Origin of the sequence: Xanthomonas sp. SS (genome assembly GCF_014236835.1) — a bacterium.
Lineage (GTDB): Bacteria > Pseudomonadota > Gammaproteobacteria > Xanthomonadales > Xanthomonadaceae > Xanthomonas_A.
Genome location: NZ_CP051190.1, coordinates 3,617,335 through 3,636,685, shown reverse-complemented (window position 1 = coordinate 3,636,685; position 19,351 = coordinate 3,617,335). Strand labels below are relative to the sequence as shown.

At 69.8% G+C, this 19,351-nt stretch carries 7 protein-coding genes; 4 read left to right on the top strand and 3 right to left on the bottom strand.

The window, feature by feature from the left end; translation table 11 throughout:
- Position 1: 1 nt before the first annotated feature.
- The 3 genes from HEP74_RS15015 to HEP74_RS15005 are packed head-to-tail and all read right to left on the bottom strand — an operon-like array spanning position 2 to position 5,753.
- On the bottom strand, positions 2-1,321 hold the full coding sequence (locus tag HEP74_RS15015) for an MFS transporter (protein ID WP_185813561.1): 1,320 nt from the start codon (positions 1,319-1,321) through the stop codon (positions 2-4).
- The gene (locus HEP74_RS15010) at positions 1,318-3,561 is read right to left on the bottom strand and encodes an oligoalginate lyase (RefSeq protein WP_185813560.1); all 2,244 of its coding nucleotides are present in this window, start codon (positions 3,559-3,561) and stop codon (positions 1,318-1,320) included. Before HEP74_RS15010 ends, HEP74_RS15015 begins: the two co-directional genes overlap by 4 nt.
- Positions 3,558-5,753 (bottom strand): polysaccharide lyase 6 family protein, encoded by a 2,196-nt coding sequence (locus HEP74_RS15005; protein ID WP_185813559.1) that lies wholly within the window; start codon positions 5,751-5,753, stop codon positions 3,558-3,560. The genes HEP74_RS15010 and HEP74_RS15005 overlap by 4 nt, the downstream gene beginning before the upstream one ends.
- 281 nt (positions 5,754-6,034) lie before the next feature.
- Between HEP74_RS15005 and HEP74_RS15000 the strand changes: the two genes are divergently transcribed.
- The 4 genes from HEP74_RS15000 to HEP74_RS14985 all read left to right on the top strand — a co-directional run bounded on the left by HEP74_RS15000 (position 6,035) and on the right by HEP74_RS14985 (position 19,174).
- The gene (locus tag HEP74_RS15000; protein ID WP_185813558.1) at positions 6,035-8,959 is read left to right on the top strand and encodes a TonB-dependent receptor; all 2,925 of its coding nucleotides are present in this window, start codon (positions 6,035-6,037) and stop codon (positions 8,957-8,959) included.
- Positions 8,960-9,064: 105 nt separating this feature from the next.
- Positions 9,065-9,808, top strand: coding sequence for a FadR/GntR family transcriptional regulator (locus tag HEP74_RS14995; protein ID WP_185813557.1), 744 nt, complete (start codon positions 9,065-9,067; stop codon positions 9,806-9,808).
- A gap of 448 nt (positions 9,809-10,256) precedes the next feature.
- Positions 10,257-18,953, top strand: coding sequence for a glycoside hydrolase family 94 protein (locus tag HEP74_RS14990; protein ID WP_255427762.1), 8,697 nt, complete (start codon positions 10,257-10,259; stop codon positions 18,951-18,953).
- Positions 18,950-19,174: a hypothetical protein gene (locus HEP74_RS14985; RefSeq protein ID WP_255427761.1), complete on the top strand. Its 225-nt coding sequence runs from the start codon at positions 18,950-18,952 to the stop codon at positions 19,172-19,174. Before HEP74_RS14990 ends, HEP74_RS14985 begins: the two co-directional genes overlap by 4 nt.
- Positions 19,175-19,351 lie beyond the last annotated feature (177 nt).

Genomic DNA, 19,351 nt, shown 5'->3' with positions numbered 1-19,351 from the left:
ATCAGCCGCGGGTGGCGGGATCGTCGAGTTTTTCGATGCGGCCGGTCACCAGCCACAGCGCGGCCAGCGAGGCCGGCACCAGGGCGGCGACGAGAATGAACATCGGCGCATAGGAGTGGGCGGTCATCACCGGCACCAGCCAGGTGGTGATCAGGGTGCCGGCGACCGCGGCCATGCCGCCGATGCCGGCCAGCGAGCCGACCGACTTGCCGTCGAACAGGTCGCCGGGCAGGGTCTGGATGTTGCCGATCGCGATCTGGAAACCGAACAGCACCGCGGCGATGGTCAGCACCGCGATGGTCGGATCGGCGGCGAGCACCGCGCCGAGCAGAGCCGGGGCCATGATCGCGCCGCCCAGGGTGATGGTCCATTTGCGCGCGCGGTCCACGCTCCAGCCGGCCGCGATCAAGCGCCCGGACAGCCAGCCGCCGGACAGGCTGCCGAGCATCGCGCCGACGAACGGCACCCAGGCGAACGCGCCGATCTGCTTGATGTCGAAATGGAAGGTCTCGGCCAGGTAGATCGGCAGCCACGACACGAACAGCCACCAGATCGGGTCGATGAAGAAGCGCGACAGCACGATGCCCCAACTCTGCCGGTGCGACATGATCTGGCGCAGGCTCGGCAGGTAGGCCGGCTTGTCCGCTGCGTGGCCGTCGGCCGGCGCGTCCAGGATCAGCGCGCGCTCGGCGGCATCCACCCATGGATGCCTGTCCGGGCCGGCGCGGTAGATCACCAGCCACGGCAGCAGCCACACGAAGCCGAGCGTGCCGACCAGCACGAAGGTGCCTTTCCAGCCCAGCCACAGGAACAGTAGCGCGATCAGCGGCGCCGACACGATCGCGCCGATCGAGGCGCCGGCGTTGAAGATGCCCTGCGCCAATGCGCGCTCGCGTGCCGGGAACCACTCGGCGTTGGCCTTCACCGCGCCCGGCCAGGCGCCGGCCTCGCTGATGCCGAGCATCGCCCGCACGATGCTGAAGGAGACGATCGAATGGGTCACCGCATGCAGCGCGATCGAGATCGACCACACCGCGATCGACAACGCGAAGCCCATGCGCGTACCGATGATGTCGAACAGGCGCCCGAACACGAACTGGCCGGCCGCGTAAAACAGCATGAAAATGGTTACCAGCAGCGCGTAGTCTTCCTTGGTCGCGCCGATGTCCTGCGAGATCGCCGGCCACATCACCGCCAGCGCGTTGCGGTCGATGTAGTTGATCACCGTGGCCACCGCGATCAGGCCCACGATCATCCAGCGCACCGCGCTGCGTTTGCTTGGCTTGCCCGGCTTGGCGGCGACGGAGGCGGGCGTGCTCATTTGCCGCCCGCCGCGCGGTCGAAGCGGGCATAGCCGCCGCGCCAGGCATAGCGTTGGCCCTGCACCTGCACGCTGTGTTCGCGCTCGGCGGCGGCATCGTCGGCCACCGCCAACGCCAGGGTCTTGCCCGAGGCCAGGGTCAGCACGATCACCTCGGCGTCGTCGCCGCGCACGCGCGCGATGGCGCGGATGCGGCTGTCGGCGCCGTGCACGTATTCGGCGGTGCCGTTGTATTCGCCATGCGGCTCCAGCACGCCGAAGAAGCTGGCCTCGGCCTGGCCGTCCACGCGCTGCAGCAGCATCGGTTCGCGGCGCAGGTTGAAGTCCGGATCGTTGGCGCCGCTCTCGGCCAGGATCGCGCGCGACGGCGCGCTGCTGCCGAAGCGGTAGCTGTAGAAGCGCCCGTCCAGCAGCCAGCTCAGGCTGCGCGGCGCCTGCGACGCTTCGCTGCTCGCGTCCACCCACAGGTGCTGGTAGCCGTTGGCCTTGCCCAGCACCGGGCGTTCGGCCAGCGCGCGCTTGGCCTCGAAGCCGACCTGCATGATGTGGCCGTTGAAGTGCAGCGGCAGGTCGTAGCGCGCCGGCTTGGCGCCGTGCACGCGCAGCAGGTCGATCACGATCGGCAGGCCCAGCTCCGGATGGGTCAGCAGCGCCTGGGTGCGGGTGAAGCTGACGCCCTCGTAGGCGTGGTCCATGCGCGCGGAGACGATCTGGGTGTCCTTGTCGTGGGCGAACAGCAGCGGCGTCGGCGCATGCTCCTCGCCCACCCGCCAGTCGCCGTCGAAGTGGCTGCGCTCGTTCACCACCAGCGTGTTGTGCGCCACCGTGGTCTTGGCCCAGCTGGTGTTCTCGGGCAGGTAGATGCCGCCGGACTTGGCTTCCACGTTGAGGAAGCGCGCCGCGCCGTAGTCGGTGACCACGCGCTGGCCGTTGTCGTAGAACAGCCAGTTCAACTTGTCGAAGTGGCCGTGGCCCATGCCCTGCGAGGTGTTCTTCATCACCAGGGTCTGGCCGTCCTCGCCGCCGGCGCGCAGGATCGCCAGCGCGCCGTGATCGCCGTCGGCGCCGTCGCGCAGCAGCGCGGAGCGGAACGCGAACGGCTTGGCCTTGTCCTGCGCCAGCGCCGCGGCCACGCCCAGGCCCTCGGGCGTCAGCAGCACGCGCTGCTGGCGTTGCGCGATCGACAGCAGCCGCGCGTCGTGGGTCTGGGCGTAGGCGATGCCGAGGCCGGCGACCAGTTCCTCGGTATCCAGGCCCTTGTCCAGGATCGCGTCGTTGAGCGGGAAGAAGTAGCCGGCGTAGCTGCTCTGCACCAGCGTATCGACCGCCTTCAGCAGTACCCCGTCGCGGCGCTGGAAGATCTTCTGCTGCGGCTGGTTGCGTTCGATCGCATTGGCGAACAGCACGAACGGCGCCAACGCGTAGCGCTGGTAGTAGGGGCCTTCGGCGTAGTAGCCGTCGGGCGAGAACAGCAGGTCGATCTGCTTGAGGAAGCCGGCGTTGCCGTCCTGCCTGCTGCCGCGCAGCGCCTTGTCCACCAGCGTTTGATCGCGCAGTACGTAGCCGGTCATGCCGACCGCGGCCACCGCCCAGGTGGCGTGGTTGTGGATCTTGTCGAAGTTGTCCGCGCTTTCGTCGCACAGGAAGTGCGCCATGCGCCGGAACACCTGTTCGTCGATGGTGGTGCGCTCGGCGGGGCTGAGGCTGTCGCGGATCGCGTCGTAGCCCTGCGCGGCGTAGACCAGCCACACCGAGTCGTTGAGCGATTGCCAGAACAGCCGCCCCGGCACCTGGCCGCGCCCGGCCGGATGCGCGCCCAGGGTCGGGTACAGTTTGGCGTAGGCCAGCAGCAGGTCGCGCGCGTAGTCGGCGTAGGCGCGCTCGCCGGTGAGCCGGTACAGCGCGCCGGCGGCCTGGATCGCCTGGTAGTTGCGCTTGTGCTGTTCGTGGCTGGCGCCGCCGCCGGGATCCTTCGGCAGCGGCACGTCGATGCCGGCCTGCATCGCCTTGCGCAGGCTGGCTTCGGCGCGCGCCCGTTCACGCGCGAACAGCGGGTAGCGTGCGCCATCGCTGGCCATCTGCTGCCATTGCGCGGCGGTGACCAGCACCGGGGCGGCGTCGCTGGCAGCGTTGTCGCTCGCGGCCGGGGCGGCGGGCGGCGCGGCAGGCGCGGCCCAGGCGGCGGGCGCGCTGGTGGCGGCGGCCAGCACCAGCAGCATCAGGCGAGTGGATCGGGTCATAGCAAAGGCTCCGCGTCGGCAGTGGCCGGCAGGGCCGGGGTGCCGAGGAATTGGTTGCGGGTGGCGATCAGCTGTGGCGTGCCGGTGGTGCGCACGCTGCTGATCGCGGCGCTGTCGATGAACTGGTTGTCGTGCAGGACCGTGCGCTGCACGCCGTGCAGGCGCAGCGAGGGCGCATCGGCGCCGCCGACGCGTTCGAAGCGCGAGCCGCTGATCGTCAGCACAGGGCCGAAGGTGCTTTCGTCGCGGCCGCCGCGGTACAGGTCCACCACCGGCCCGCCGATGCGGCGGAACTGCGCATCGGCGATCTCCACGCGCGCGGCGTTGTAGGTGCCGCGGTCGTCGGTTTCCGCATGCGCCGACAGCACCGCCCCGGAGACGTCTTCCACCACCACCCGGCGCAGCGCGATGCGCTCGGCCAGGGTGCCCTTGCCCAGCGCGATCACGTCGAAGCCGCGGTTGCCGGTGAGGCCGTGGATGCGGCTGTCCTCGACGATCAGTTCGTAGTTGGCGGCATTGGAACCGGGTGCGGTGCGGATCACCGCGTTGCCCACTTCGTCCGGCGCGGTACTGCCGTCGATCTGCAGGTGCGTCAACTTCAGCGCACCGCCGGCTTCGATCTGGAACAGGGTGGCGCGCGAGAACGCGATCTGCGCCTGGCCGCGCGCCGGGCCTTCGACGCTGAGCGGGTGGTGCAGCGCCAGCAACTGATCGACCTGATAGCGGCCGGCATCCAGCTGCAGGCGATCGCCGGCGCCGGCGGCCGCCACCGCCTGCGCGAGCGTATCGTTGCCGGGCCGCACGCGCTGGCGGCGGCCGCTGTCCAGCGCCACCGGCACCGTTTCCTTTGCGTACCAGGCCACGCCGACGTCGTCGCGCGGCACATAGGTCAGCGCAGGGTCGGCACCGATGCCGCCGGCGTCCGCCGCGACCAGCAGGCCGGTCGCGGTGCGCGTCGTCGTCAGCGTACGGCCGGTCACGCCGCCGGGCAGGCGCGGCGAGGCGGACGGGCTTTGCAGGTTGCCGGCGAAGGCGATGCCGGACAGGTCGCCGAGCACGCGTACCGGGTCGTGCTCGGCGACGATCAGGTTGTCGGCGAAATCGCTGTCGATCGGCGCGGCGGTGCGTTCGTCGTCCTTGCCGGCGCCGAAGAACAGCTGCTTGCTGGCGACGAAGGTGTTGTGTTCGATCAGCGCTTCCTGCACCTGCACATAGCGGTTGGCCGGCGAATCGGGCACGCCGTACATGATGCTCAATGCCGAGGAATAACCGTCGCCGGCCAGGCTTTCCAGGTAGTTGTTGCGCACGGTCTGCTTGCGGTTGATGACGCGGATGCCGCCGGTGTCGTCCTTGCCGTCGCCGAAGAACACGTTGTTCTCGACCAGGTTGCCGTCGCCGTGGCGCAGCACCAGCGCGCCGCGCGAGCGCTTGAACACGTTGCCGCGGTAGGTGTTGCCGCCGGACTTGTTGGAGACGATCTCCACTTCGCCGTCGCAGCCTTCGAACCAGTTGTTCTCGACCAGCGAATTGGAAGCGGAGCTGGCGTCGTTGCTGGTGCCGATGCGCAGGGTCTCGCCGCCGTTGGCGCCCAGGTTCGGGCGCGGGCCGAACCAGTTGTGGTCGATGCGGTGGCGGTTGTCCAGGCCCTGCACCGCGTCGCGGACCACGACCATGGTCGGGCCGGCGTTGTTCTTGCCGACCAGCTGGTTGTGGTCGAAGCGGTTGTGGCTGTCGTACATCGCCACCCAGTTGTCCGAGCGGCTGCGCTCGGGCTGGTTGAAGCGGTCGACCACGACCCGGGTGATGCGGCTGTGGCGCGCGCGCTCCTTGCTGGAGACGCGGTAGGACAGCACCGCCTCGGTCGGGCTGTAGCCGTCGCGGAACACCAGGTCGCTGACCACCAGGTAGGTGCCGGCCATGCGCAGATTGGACTGGCCGGTGATGATCACCTGGCCCGGGGTCTGCGCGCTCAAGCGGATCGGCTGCGCGGCGGTGCCGGTGCCGGCGAACACGATCTGGAAATCGCGCCATTCGCCGTTGGCCAGGATCACGTGGTCGCCGGGTTGCAGGGCGCCGGTGGCGGCGCGGTATTCGGCCGGGGTGGCGACGAGGATGTCGGCGGCATCGGCCTGGCCGGCCGCCAGGGCGAGGAACAGCAGGGCGAAGCGGTTGCGCGCGGCGGTCGATGCCATGGTCTGCCTCCTCTCGATGCGTGCCGTGGCGGCGCCGCCGTGGGCCGGATGGTAGCAGAGGTCGAACGCTCGTCAACCAGATGCGCATACCAAAAATCATTTATCTGGAAAGGTATTTTGGCGCGAAATGCGTGCTGCAAACGCACATAAAATAAGATCAATCTCACGTACCAATTGGCCTGGACGGATATTTCTACCAATTTGTTGACATTGGTCGGGGACCGGTGAAGGCTCCGCTCCCAAGTCGTAGCCCTTACGGCGTTCACTCGGGAGGAGAGACCATGCGGCACCCCTATGCGGCCCCGTCCGCCAAGCGCGCCGGCGCGCGCTCGTTGCGCAGCGCCCTGGCCTGCGCCATCGCGGCCTCGTTGACCAGCGTGGCCTGGGCGCAGGAACCGCCCGCCGCTGCGGCCGAGACCGCCACGGCGCAGGCGCCGGCGAGCGGTGCGACGACGCTGGACCAGGTCCAGGTCACCGGCATCCGCGGCTCGATCCAGTCCTCGATCAACAAGAAGCGCGACGACACGGTGATCTCCGACGTGCTCTCGGCCGAGGACATCGGCGACCTGCCGGCGCCGTCGCTGGCCGATGCGATCGAGACCCTGACCGGCGCGGCCTCCACCCGCGACAAGACCGGCGCCTCGGAGATCTCCATCCGTGGCCTCGGCGCGTTCCTCAGCAGCACCCAGTTCAACGGCCGCGAGATCACCAACGGCAGCGGCGACCGCTCGGTGAACTTCAACATGTTCCCGGCCGAACTGATCAACACCGTGGCCATCTACAAGACCCAGCGCGCCGACCTGATCGAAGGCGGCGTCGCCGGCACCATCGGCCTGGAGACGGTCAAGCCGCTGGACTACGGCAAGCGCGCGATCCAGTTCGACGGGCGCGGCAGCTGGGCCGAGTACGACAGCAAGTACCGCGACAAGGACGGCATCGGCTGGCGCGGCACCGCCAGCTACATCGACCAGTTCGAGTTCGCCAACGGCGGCAAGCTCGGCGTGTCGATCGGCCTGCAGGCGCTGGACGGCACCGATCCGGAAGAGAGCATGACCAGCGGCTCCACCTGGTACGCCTGCGACGGCACCCAGAACGTGCGCAACGCCAACTGCGCCGAGGTCGGCGCCAACGCCATCGCCAACGGCGCGCCGTACTATCTGGTGCCGAGCAGCCGCATCTACCGGCTCAAGCAGGAACGCAACGACCGTCAGTCCGAGTTCGCCGCGGTGCAGTGGAAGCCCAACGAGGTGCTCGAGGTCAACGTCGACTACGAACACACCGACCGCAATTGGCACGAGAAGCGCTCCGACCTGAGCCTGTCCAACACCCGCCGCGGCATCGTCGATCGGCAGGTCGACGACAACGGCGTGCTGCGCAGCTATTCGGGCAACACCTCGATCGATTCCACCTCGACCCTGTACGACCGCAACGAGGAATACACCGGCGGCGGCCTCAACATCGTGCTGCGCCCGAGCGTGGCCTGGGAGATCGCCACCGACCTGTCCTACTCGCATACCGTGCGCGAGGACACCCAGCGCATGACGCGGTTGCGCGCCAACGCCCGCGACGTCAACAACGCCGTGGTGCCGGGCATCAGCAGCGGCACCACCGGCTACGTCAACTACGACTGGGACAACCGCGGCGATGTGCCGAGCATCGCGCTCGATCCGGCATTCGACGTCAACGACTGGGACGCCTTTACCGGTGCGGCGCGGGTCACCTCCGAAGAGGAAAAGAACGACCACCGCATCCGTGCCGGCCGCTTCGACGTCAGCTACCTACCCGAAGACGGCCTGCTGACCAAGCTCAGCTTCGGCCTGCGCGCCAGCCAGGCCGACTACCGTTATTTCGACAACACCATCACCACCGACATCGCCTCCAGCGGCGCCGGACGCGCGCAGATCGTCGCCGCCAACCAGGCCTGCCGCGCGGCGTTCCCGCAGGACGATTTCCTGGACGCGGCCAGCGGCAACACCATCTCCAGCTGGGCCTACTTCGATCCCAGTTGCCTGTACGAAGCGTTCCGCGGCAGCAGCGATACCGGCGTGGATCCGAACTACATGGATCCGAACAACGTCGACGTGGTGGAGAAGACCAAGGCGCTGTTCCTGATGGCCGACTTCCGCAGCACGCTGTTCGGGCTGCCGGTGACGGGCAACATGGGCGTGCGCTGGGTCAAGACCGATGTGCGTTCGCAAGGCGTGCGCGCCGACCTGGACCTGATCGACAACGGCGCCGGCACGCTGCGCCTGCAGCCGACCGGCACTTACCAGACCCTGGTCGCCAAGGCCGGCAACGACAAGCTGCTGCCCAGCGCGAATGCGTCGTTCGAACTGCGCGACAACCTGCTGCTGCGCCTGGCCGGCTACCGGGCGATGTCGCGTCCGGACATCGCCGCGCTGGGCTCGGGCCGCAACGTCAACCTCACCGGCACCGAGAACTTCACCAGCCTGGAAGAGGCGCTGGCCGGCATCACCGCCACCGGCAACCCGGAGGCCAAGCCGCTGATGTCCTGGAACGGCGACGTGTCGCTGGAGTGGTATCCGAACGAGGACAGCATGCTGGCCGGTGCGGTGTACTGGAAGCAGTTCAACGGCGGCACCGAGACCGCGCTGTTCGACGAGACCTTCGTGGTCGATGGACAGAGCGTCACCGTGGCGGTGCCGCGGCAGGTGACCACCGACAAGAAGAGCACGCTGACCGGCTTCGAGCTCAGCGCCGCGCACCGCTTCTCCTACCTGCCCAAGCCGCTGGACGGGCTCGGTTTCAAGCTCAGCTACAACTACGCCGACACCGACTACGAGACCCAGGATCCGCGCCTGGGCGAGCAGGTGGATGGGGTCACCGGCGCGGTGATCCCGGCGATCGTGGCCCCGGCCGGGCTCAGCGGCTTCTCGCGGCATGTGCTGTCCGGTTCGCTGTATTGGGAACTGGGCCGTTTCGACATGCAGGCGATCGGCAAGTATCGCTCCAAGTACTACCAGGACTTCACCGGCAACACCGCACAGCAGAACCGCTACTACGACGACAACACCAGCGTGGATTTCCGCGCCCGCTACCGGGTCACCAAGCAGCTGTCGCTGTCGCTGGAACTGATGAACCTGACCAACGAACCGCGCGTCGCATCCCAGCCTGTCTACGGCAACTTCCGCGAGTACGTGAGCTACGGGCGGCGCGCATATTTCGGTGTACGATACAAGTTCTGAACGCAGCGGCGCGGCTCCCGGGTCGCGCCGTTTTTCGAGCCGCAGCAGGCGCCGGCGCGTCGTCCCGGCGCCGCTGTGGAATTCACCGACGGGTCCTTAGCGCGAATGTCCGAAAGCCGCCTCTACCAATCCATCGCCGCAAAGATCCTGTCGCTGATCGAATCGGGAGAATTCCCGACCGGTTCGCGGCTGCCGGGCGAGCGCGATCTGGCCGAGCGGTTCGGGGTGAGCCGGGTGACCATCCGCGAGGCCGAGATCGCGCTGGAAGCGCAGGGCTGGATCGCGATCAAGACCGGCTCGGGCGTGTACGTGCGGCCGCGTCCGATCGATGCGCAGGGCGCGCTGCCCGACGTCACCGCGTTCGACCTGACCGCCGCGCGCACGGTGATCGAGGCCGAAGCCGCGGCACTGGCCGCCGGGCGCCTGACCGATGCCGACATCGAGGAACTGCAGACCCTGGTCACGGCGATGTCCGACCCGACCACCACCGAGGAAATGGCCGGCGAATACGACCGCCGCTTCCACCTGGCGATCGCGCGCCTGTCCGGCAATCCGGTGGTGGAGTACTGCATCCACCTGATCTGGCGCATGCGCAACGAACTGCCGCGGGTGCGCCAGGTGTATGCGCATGTCTGCCACCAGGACGATGCGACCCGCACCGACGAACATGCCGCGATCCTGGAAGCGCTGAAGACGCGCGATCCGGCGGCCTCGCGCAACGCGATGCGCAATCACTTCCAGCGCCTGTTCGAGTCGATGCTGGAAGCCACCGAGAGCCAGGCCCTGGCCGAGATCCGCCGCCGCACCCAGCAGGACCGCGAGCGCTTCCTGGCGACCACGCGGATCTGAGCCGGGCGCCGTTGCTGGCATAACGTCTCCGTTTTCGGCGCTGCGGCGTCATGTGCGTACGCGGTGCGCGCGCTGCCTGTCGTCGCCGCTGCCATTGACCATCGTCGGGGCGTGTTCGCCTCGCTTTGCAGCATCTGCCTTCTGCGCAATCGCGCCGCGATCGCGGCACATTGCGCCGAGCGGCGACAACGCGCGCATCGGCACCTGAACGCCATCGGCGCGCCGTGCGCCAGCCGCAGCGTCAACCGCAGCGCGGCTGTGTCTCGCGCAGCGACGCAAGCACGATCGGCAATCACGCGCACCACGCTGTCCGCATTCACGCCTGGCGCTGCCGGCGCCTGCTAAGCATGAAGCCAAGCGGGCTCTTTGGCCCCTCTGGATCATCATGGCGTCCCCCTGGCGTGCGTTGCGTAGACGGCTGCTTCCCTATCGGCGTGGCCTGTCCGGCATGCGCGCGATGTTCCTGCAGCATGGCCGCACGCGGCCGCTGGCCGAAGAGCCGCTGCGCGCGCAACTGCTCAGCGCCGAACAGATGGCCGCGCACGGCGAAGCCCTGGCGCGCAGTCACCGGGTGCGCGGCGGGCGCAGTCCCGAGGTGTTGCTGGCGCGGCTGAAACAGAACGAGGACGTGCTGCGCGACGCCTTGGCGATGCTCGCGGCGATGGTCCGCGACGACATCCGCGTCACTCCGGCCGGCGAATGGCTGCTGGACAACTTCTACCTGGTCGAAGAACAGATCCTGATCGCGCGGCGCCATCTGCCGGCCGGCTACAGCCGCCAGCTGCCGGCGCTGGCGCAGGGCGCGTCGGCCGGGTTGCCGCGCGTCTATGCGTTGTCGATGGACGCGATCGCCCACGGCGACGGCCGTATCGATGCCGACATGGCCAGCCGCTTCATCGCCGCCTACCAGACGGTGACGCCGCTGAAGCTGGGCGAGCTGTGGGCGATTCCGATCATGCTGCGCCTGGGCTTGCTGGAAAACCTGCGCCGGGTCGCGGCGCGGGTGATGCGCGACGGCATCGACCACCGCCTGGCCAGCGAATGGGCCGACCGGCTCAATACCACCGCCGCGCAGGATCCCAAGAGCGTGGTGCTGGTGGTCGCGGACATGGCGCGCTCGCAGCCGCCGCTGTCCGGCGCATTCGTGGCCGAGTTGGTGCGCGGGCTGCACGGGCGCGGCGGGGTGCTGGCGATGCCGGTGACCTGGGTCGAGCAATGGCTGGCCGATGGCGGGCAACGCATCGACGACATGGTGCATGCGGAGAGCCAGCAGCAGGCCGCCGACCAGGTCTCGATCAGCAATAGCATCGCCAGCCTGCGTTTTCTGGCGACGATGGATTGGCGCGATTTCGTCGAGGAACTGAGCGCGGTCGAAGCGCACCTGCGCCGCGATCCGCACGGCACCTACGCGCAGATGGACTTCCAGACCCGCGACAGCTACCGGCACAGCGTCGAGCTGCTGGCGCGGCGCAGCGGCGCCAGCGAAGACGCGGTGGCCGCGTGCGTGCTGCAGCTGGCGCAGGCGGCGGCCGCGGACGACCGGCGCCATGTCGGCTACTACCTGGTCGACGACGGCCAGCGCGACCTGCCGGCGGCGATCGCCGCATTGCCGCGCGCGCGTCGCCGGCCGTACATGGCGCGGCGCACGCTGCCGCTGCCCGGGTATCTGCTGCCGATCGCGGCGATCGCCGCATTCGGCGCCTGGACCCTGCTCGAGCAGTTGCATGCGCTGGCCACGGTGCCGGCATGGCTGTGGGCGACGGCCGCGCTGTTGGGCGTGCTGGCGTTCAGCGAACTGGGCGTGGCGCTGGTCAACTGGGCGGCGACGCTGCTGGTGGCGCCGCGCACGTTGCCGCGGATGGATTTTTCCAAGGGCATTCCGGCCGGTGCGCGGACCCTGGTGGTGGTGCCGAGCATGCTCAGCGACACGGCCACGATCGACGAACTGGCCGAGGGGCTGGAGGTGCGGTTCCTGGCCAATCGCGATGCGCAGCTGCATTTCGCGCTGCTGACCGATTTCCTGGATGCCGCGCAGGCGACGCTGCCCGGCGACGCGGCGCTGCTCGACCACGCCGTGCAGCACATCGTGCGGCTCAACCAACGCTACGCGCCGGAAAGCGGCGACCGCTTCTTCCTGCTGCACCGCCCGCGCCTGTGGAGCGCCGGCGAGCGCGCCTGGATCGGCCACGAGCGCAAGCGCGGCAAGCTGGCGGCGCTGAACCGGCTGTTGCGCGGCGGCGCGGCCGATGCCGATTTCAGCGCGGCGATCGGCGCGACCGCGCTGCTGGCGCAGGTGCGCTACGTGATCACCCTGGACGCGGACACGCGGCTGCCGCGCGATGCGGCACGCGAGTTCGTCGCGACCCTGGCGCATCCGCTGAACCGCGCGCGCATCGATCCGGCGCTGGGCCGGGTGACCCGCGGCTACGGCATCCTGCAGCCGAGCGTGGGCAGCAGCATGAGCGGCCATCGCATCACCCGCTACGCGCGCCTGTTCGGCAGCGAGCCGGGCATCGACCCGTATACGCGCACCGTGTCCGACGTGTACCAGGACCTGTTCGGCGAAGGCTCGTTCGTCGGCAAGGGCATCTACGACGTGGATGCGTTCGAGCAGACGCTCGACGGCCGCCTGCCCGACAACCGCATCCTCAGCCACGACCTGCTGGAAGGTTGCTATGCGCGCGCCGGCCTGGTCAGCGACGTGCGCCTGTTCGAGGATTATCCGGCGCGCTATGCGGCCGACGTGAAGCGCCGCGCGCGCTGGATCCGTGGCGACTGGCAGTTGCTGCCATGGCTGCTGCCGTGGGTGCCGGACGCCGCCGGCCGCTACCGGCGCACGCCGCTGTCGCTGCTGTCGCGCGGCAAATTGCTGGACAACCTGCGCCGCAGCCTGGTGCCGATCGCCGCCACCGCGTTGCTGGCGATCGGTTGGCTGTGGCTGCCGCGGCCGGCGGCATGGACCGCGTGGCTGCTGGGTCTGTTCGTGCTGCCGATCGTGGTGCCGGCGCTGCACGACCTGGTGGTCAAGCCATCGGACATGGCCTGGCGCATGCACCTGGGCACGCTGGCCAAGGCGGTGGCGACGCAACTGCAGCGCGCGCTGGTGGCACTGGCCTGCCTGCCGTACGAGGCCGGCTACGCGGCGCTGGCGATCGTGCGCACGCTGTGGCGCATGCTGGTCAGCCGGCGCCACTTGCTGCAATGGCATGCGTCCGGCGACGTGGCGCGCAGCCTCGGCCGCGGCAATGCGGCCGAGTTGGGCGGGATGGCGCCGGCAGCGCTGTGCGCGCTGGCGCTGCTGGCCGTGCTGGGCTGGCGGCAGCCGCACGCGCTGTGGGTCGCCGCGCCGATCCTGGCGCTGTGGATCGTCGCGCCCGCGCTGATGGCGTGGATGGGGCATGCCGCCGCACCGCGCCGCGCACAGCTGGCGCCGCCGCAGCGCGCCTTCCTCGGCCGGCTGTCGCGGCGTACCTGGGCGTTCTTCGAAGTGCACATGCGCGCGCAGGACCATTGGCTGCCGCCGGACAACGTGCAGGAACATCCGCAACTGGTGGTGGCGCGGCGCACCTCGCCGACCAACATCGGCCTGGCCCTGCTCGGCAACCTGGCCGCGTACGACCTGGGCTACCTGCAGCCGGGCGGGGTGATCGAACGCACCCGGCTGACCCTGGCGACGATGGAGACGCTGCCGCGCCACCGCGGCCATTTCTACAACTGGTACGACACCGAGACCCTGCTGCCGCTGCCGCCGATCTACCTGTCGACGGTGGACAGCGGCAACCTGGCCGGGCATCTGCTGACCCTGCGCCAGGGCCTGCTGGCGTTGTGCGATGCGCCGTTGCTGGCGGCGGCCAGCTTCGACGGGCTGGCCGACACGTTCGGCGTGCTGCGCGAGGCCGCGCACGACAATCCAGCCGCGGCGGCGCTGCCGCAGGCCGCGCTGCACGACTTCGATCAGCGCCTGCAGGCGCTGCGCGCGGCCCCGCCGGAGACGCTGCCGCAGACCTGGCACGCACTGGCTGCGCTGGCCGTACAGGCGGGCTCGATCGCCGAGCGCTGGTCGCCGCCGGCCGCCGGTGCGGAGCAGTCCGCCGACGCCTTGGCGCCGCACTGGCCGCAGGTCCTGCTGGACGCGTGCAACGCTGCGCAGCAGGAACTGCGCGAGTTCGCGCCGTGGGCGACGGCGCCGGATCGCGACGACGCGTGCCTGCCGGTGACCGACGCGCCGCTGCCGACGCTGCGCGCGCTGGCCGCGCAGACTTGCGACGCCGAGGCCGCCGAGCGCGCCCGCGCGCGCATCCACCAGCTCGAGCGCCTGGCGCATATCGCCGGGCAGCTGTCGCTGATGGAATACGGCTTCCTCTACGATCCGGCGCGGCGCCTGCTGGCGATCGGCTACAACGTCGACGAGCGGCGCCTGGACCAGGGCTACTACGACCTGTTGGCGTCGGAGGCGCGGCTGTGCAGCTTCGTCGCCATCGCCCAGGGCCAGCTGCCGCAGGAAAGCTGGTTCGCGCTCGGGCGCCAGCTCACCGAGGTCGATGGCGAAGCGACGCTGCTGTCGTGGAGCGGCTCGATGTTCGAATACCTGATGCCGCAGCTGGTGATGCCCAGCTATGCCGACACCTTGCTCGACCAGACCGCGGTGCATGCGGTCAATGCGCAGATCGCGCACGGTGCGCGGCACGCGGTGCCGTGGGGCGTCTCCGAGTCCGGCTACAACGCGGTCGATGCGCGGATGAACTACCAGTACCGCGCGTTCGGCGTGCCCGGGCTGGGACTCAAGCGCGGGCTCGGCGACGATCTGGTGATCGCGCCGTATGCCAGCATGATGGCGCTGATGGTGGCCCCGGAAGCGGCCTGCGCCAATCTGCAGCGGCTCGCCGAGTCCGGTTTCGGCGGCCGCTTCGGCCTGCACGAGGCGATCGACTACACCCCCAGCCGGGTGCCGCCCGGCCAGGACCACGCACTGATCCGCTCGTACATGGCGCACCATCAGGGCATGGGCCTGCTGGCGCTGGACCATCTGCTGCGCGAGCAGCCGATGCAGAAGCGCTTCGCCGCCGATGCCGAATTCCAGGCCACCTTGCTGCTGCTGCAGGAACGGATCCCGCGGGTGGGCGTGTTCCATCCGCAGGAGGCCGACGGCGCCGCGCGCAGTCCGCAGGACGCGCGCGAGGACGAGACACAGCTGCGCGTGTTCCGCGACCCGGGCGCACCGCGGCCGGCGGTGCAGCTGCTCTCCAACGGCCGCTACCACGGCCTGCTGACCAGCGCCGGCGGCGGCTACAGCCGCATGCGCGACATGGCCATCACCCGCTGGCGCGAGGACGGCACCCGCGACCATTGGGGCAGTTTCTGCTACCTGCGCGACGTGGACAGCGGCGACTACTGGTCGGCCGCCTACCAGCCCACCGCGGTGAAGGTGGACCACTACGAAGCGATCTTCTCCGATGCCAAGGCCGAGTTCCGCGGCCGCAAGCGCGGCTTCGACACGCACTTGGAAGTGGCGATCTCCGCCGAGGACGACATCGAGCTGCGCCGCCTGCGGGTCAGCAACCGGTCGCGGCAGCCGCGCACCATCGAGATCACCACCTATGCCGAAGTGGTGCTGGCGCCGGCCATCGCCGACGAACTGCACCCGGCCTTCAGCAACCTGTTCGTGCAGACCGAGATCGCCCGCGACACGCAGGCGCTGCTGTGCACGCGGCGCACCCGCGCGCACGACGAAGTCGCGCCGTGGATGTTCCACCTGGTGGCGGTGCACGATGCGCACATCGGCGCGATTTCCTACGAGACCGACCGCGCGCGCTTCCTCGGCCGCGGCAATACGGCGCGCAATCCGCGCGCGTTGAGCCACGATACGGTGCTGTCCGATACCGCCGGCTCGGTGCTCGACCCGGTGGTCGCGATCCGCTGCCGGATCGTGCTGGCGCCGGAGCAGACCGCGATGATCGACATGGTCTACGGCGTCGGCGGCGACCGTGCCGCGTGCATGGCGCTGATCGACAAGTACCGCGACCGGCGCCTGGCCGACCGCGTGTTCGACCTGGCCTGGACCCACAGCCAGGTGGTGCGCCGCCAGATCAACGCCTCGCAGGCCGATGCGCAGCTGTACGAGCGCCTGGCCGGGCTGATGGTGTACGTGCATCCGGCGCTGCGCGCCGACAGCGAACTGCTGCTGCAGAACCGGCGCGGCCAGTCCGGGCTGTGGGGCCATGCGATTTCCGGCGACCTGCCGATCGCGCTGCTGCAGATCGGCGATGCCGACAACATCGAACTGGTGCGGCAGATGGTGCAGGCGCACGCGTACTGGCGGCTCAAGGGCCTGCATGCGGACCTGGTGATCTGGAACGAAAGCCAGAGCGGCTACCGGCAGCAGCTGCAGGAGCAGATCCTGGGTATGGTCGCGGCCGATCCGGACGCCAGCGTGCTGGAGCGTCCCGGCGGCATCTTCGTGCGTCCGGTGCAGAACATCTCGCAGGAGGACCGCATCCTGCTGCAGGTGGTGGCGCGGGTCATCGTCAGCGACCAGCGTGGCACCCTGGCCGCGCAGATCGGTCGGCATCTGCCGCCGCCGCGCGGCGTGCCCGAACTGGTGCCGCTGGCGGCCGCCGCGCTGGCCGAGGCGCAGGCCCTGGCAGTGCCTGCGCATGCGGCCGGCGATGCGCACGAGGATCCGTGGCCGTTCGCGCCGGCGCACGCCGAGGTGCTGTTCGACAACGGTACCGGCGCCTTCGCCGCCGACGGCCGCGAATACCTGGTCGCGCTGCGCGAGGGCGCGCCGACCCCGGCGCCGTGGTCCAACGTGCTGGCCAACGCGCAGCTGGGCACGGTGCTCAGCGAGAGCGCCGCCGGCTATACCTGGTTCGAGAACGCGCACGAGTTCCGCCTGTCGCCGTGGCACAACGACCCGGTCGCCGACGCCTGCGGCGAGGCGTTCTACCTGCGCAACGAGGACAGCGGCCGGGTGTGGTCGCCGCAAGCCCTGCCGCGCCGCGGCGAGGGCGACTACCGCACCCGCCACGGCTTCGGCTACAGCGTCTACGAGCATGTGGAGGACGGCATCGCCAGCGAGCTGTGGGTGTACGTGGCGCTGCACGAGGCGGTGAAGTTCTCGGTGCTGAAGCTGCGCAACCTGTCCGGCCGCAGCCGGCGCCTGTCGGCGACCGGCTATGTGGAATGGGTGCTGGGCGATCTGCGGGTGAAGTCGCAGATGCACGTGGTCACCGAGCAGGATGGCGCGCACGGCGCATTGCTGGCGCGCAATCCGTACAACGCCGAGTTCTCCGCGCGCACCGCGTTCTTCGACGTGGACGCGGATACGCGCAGCTGCAGCGGCGACCGCAGCGAGTTCCTCGGCCGCAACGGCGACATGGCCGACCCGCAGGCGCTGCGCCGCGAACGCCTGTCCGGACGCCTCGGCGCCGGGCTGGATCCGTGCGCGGCGATCCAGGTGCCGCTGAGCCTGGCCGCCGGCGCCGACTGCGAAACCGTGTTCCGGCTCGGCGCCGGCAAGGACCACGACGCGGCGGTGGAACTGGCGCGGCGCATGCGCGGCCGCGATGCCGCGCACGACGCGCTGGATGCGGTGCGCATCCACTGGCGGCAACTGCTCGGCGGCTTGCAGGTGAAGACCCCCGATCCCAGCGTGGATCTGCTGGTCAATGGCTGGCTGCCGTACCAGACCCTGGCCTGCCGCTACCTGGCGCGCAGCGGCTATTACCAGTCCGGCGGCGCGTTCGGTTTCCGCGACCAACTGCAGGACATGATGGCGCTGGTCCACGCGACGCCAGCGCTGGCGCGCGAGCACCTGCTGGCCAGCGCCGCGCACCAGTTCCCGCAAGGCGACGTGCTGCACTGGTGGCATCCGCCGCAGGACCGCGGCGTGCGCACGCGCTGTTCGGACGACTACCTGTGGCTGCCGCTGGCGGCATGCCGCTACCTGCAGGTCACCGGCGATCGCGGCGTGCTCGACGAAGACGTGCGCTACATCGAAGGCCGCGCCGTCGGTGCCGACGAGGAGTCGTATTACGACCTGCCGGCGCCGTCCAGCCAGCGTGCGCCGCTGTACGCGCACTGCGTGCAGGCGCTGCGTCGCGGCATGGCGCTGCTCGGCGAACGCGGCCTGCCGCTGATCGGCACCGGCGACTGGAACGACGGCATGAACCGGGTGGGCGAGGGCGGCAAGGGCGAGAGCGTGTGGCTGGGCTTCTTCCTGTACCACGTGCTGCAGCAGTTCGCGGCCCTGGCGCGCGGTCGCGACGATGCCGCCTTCGCCGACGAATGCGACGCGGCGGCGCATGTCCTGCGCGGCAATCTGGAGGCGCATGCCTGGGATGGCGGCTGGTATCGGCGCGCGTGGTTCGACGACGGCACCGCGCTGGGTTCGGCGGACAACACCGAATGCCGCATCGATTCGATCTCGCAGAGCTGGTCGGTGCTGTCCGGCGCGGCCGAACCGGCGCGCGCGCAGCAGGCGATGGCCGCGCTGGACAAGCATCTGGTCAAGCGCGACGCCGGCCTGATCCAGCTGCTGGAGCCGCCGTTCGACCGCATCGAGCACGACCCCGGCTACATCCGCGGCTACGTGCCGGGCGTGCGCGAGAACGGCGGGCAGTACACGCATGCGGCGGTGTGGGCGGCGATGGCCTTCGCTCACCTCGGCGACGGCGAACGCGCCTGGGAACTGGCGCGGATGATCAACCCGATCCAGCACAGCCTGGATGCGGCGGCCAGCGAGCGCTACAAGGTCGAACCCTACGTGCTCGCCGCCGACGTCTACGGCGTGGCGCCGCACGTGGGCCGCGGCGGCTGGACCTGGTACACCGGCTCGGCCGGCTGGATGTACCGGCTGCTGGTCGAATCGCTGCTCGGCCTGCAGCGCGAAGGCGACAGCCTGCGACTGCAGCCGTGCCTGCCGGCCGACTGGGAGCGCTGCGAACTGCATTACCGCCACGGCAGCAGCACGTATCACATCGAACTGCTGCAGTCGGCTGCCGGTGAAACGGAGGCCGGCGCGGATGCCGACGAAGGCAGCGGCCTGTTCCTGGACGGACTGCGCCAGCAGGACGCGCGCATCGCGCTGGCCGACGACGGCAAGGCGCATCGCGTGCAATGGCGGCAGCTGCGCGCGCCGACATGAACACGCACGCGCAGACGCAGGCGGCATTGGCGCATATGGCGGCGATGCTGCCGGAGTGGACCGCGCATCTGCGCCATCCGGCGGAGTTCTGGCCGCAGTTCAGCGCGCTCGCGCAGGAACTGCTGGATGCGGCGGATCCGGGCGATCGTGCGCAGGCGCGGCAGGCGTTGGCGGCGATGCTCGCCGAGCATGCGATCGATACGCGACTGTTGCCGCACTGAGTCGCGTCGTCGCTCCATTAGCGCACGCCATCGCGCTGATCGCTCGGCAATCGTTGGCACGCCTCAGCACCGCGCAGCATGGCGCTGCACCGATCCCGCCACGCTGACCTCACGGCATGGTCACCCCGGTTGCACGTCGCCTGCGGCAACACTGCGCTCCACGCCGTCGCAAGAGGA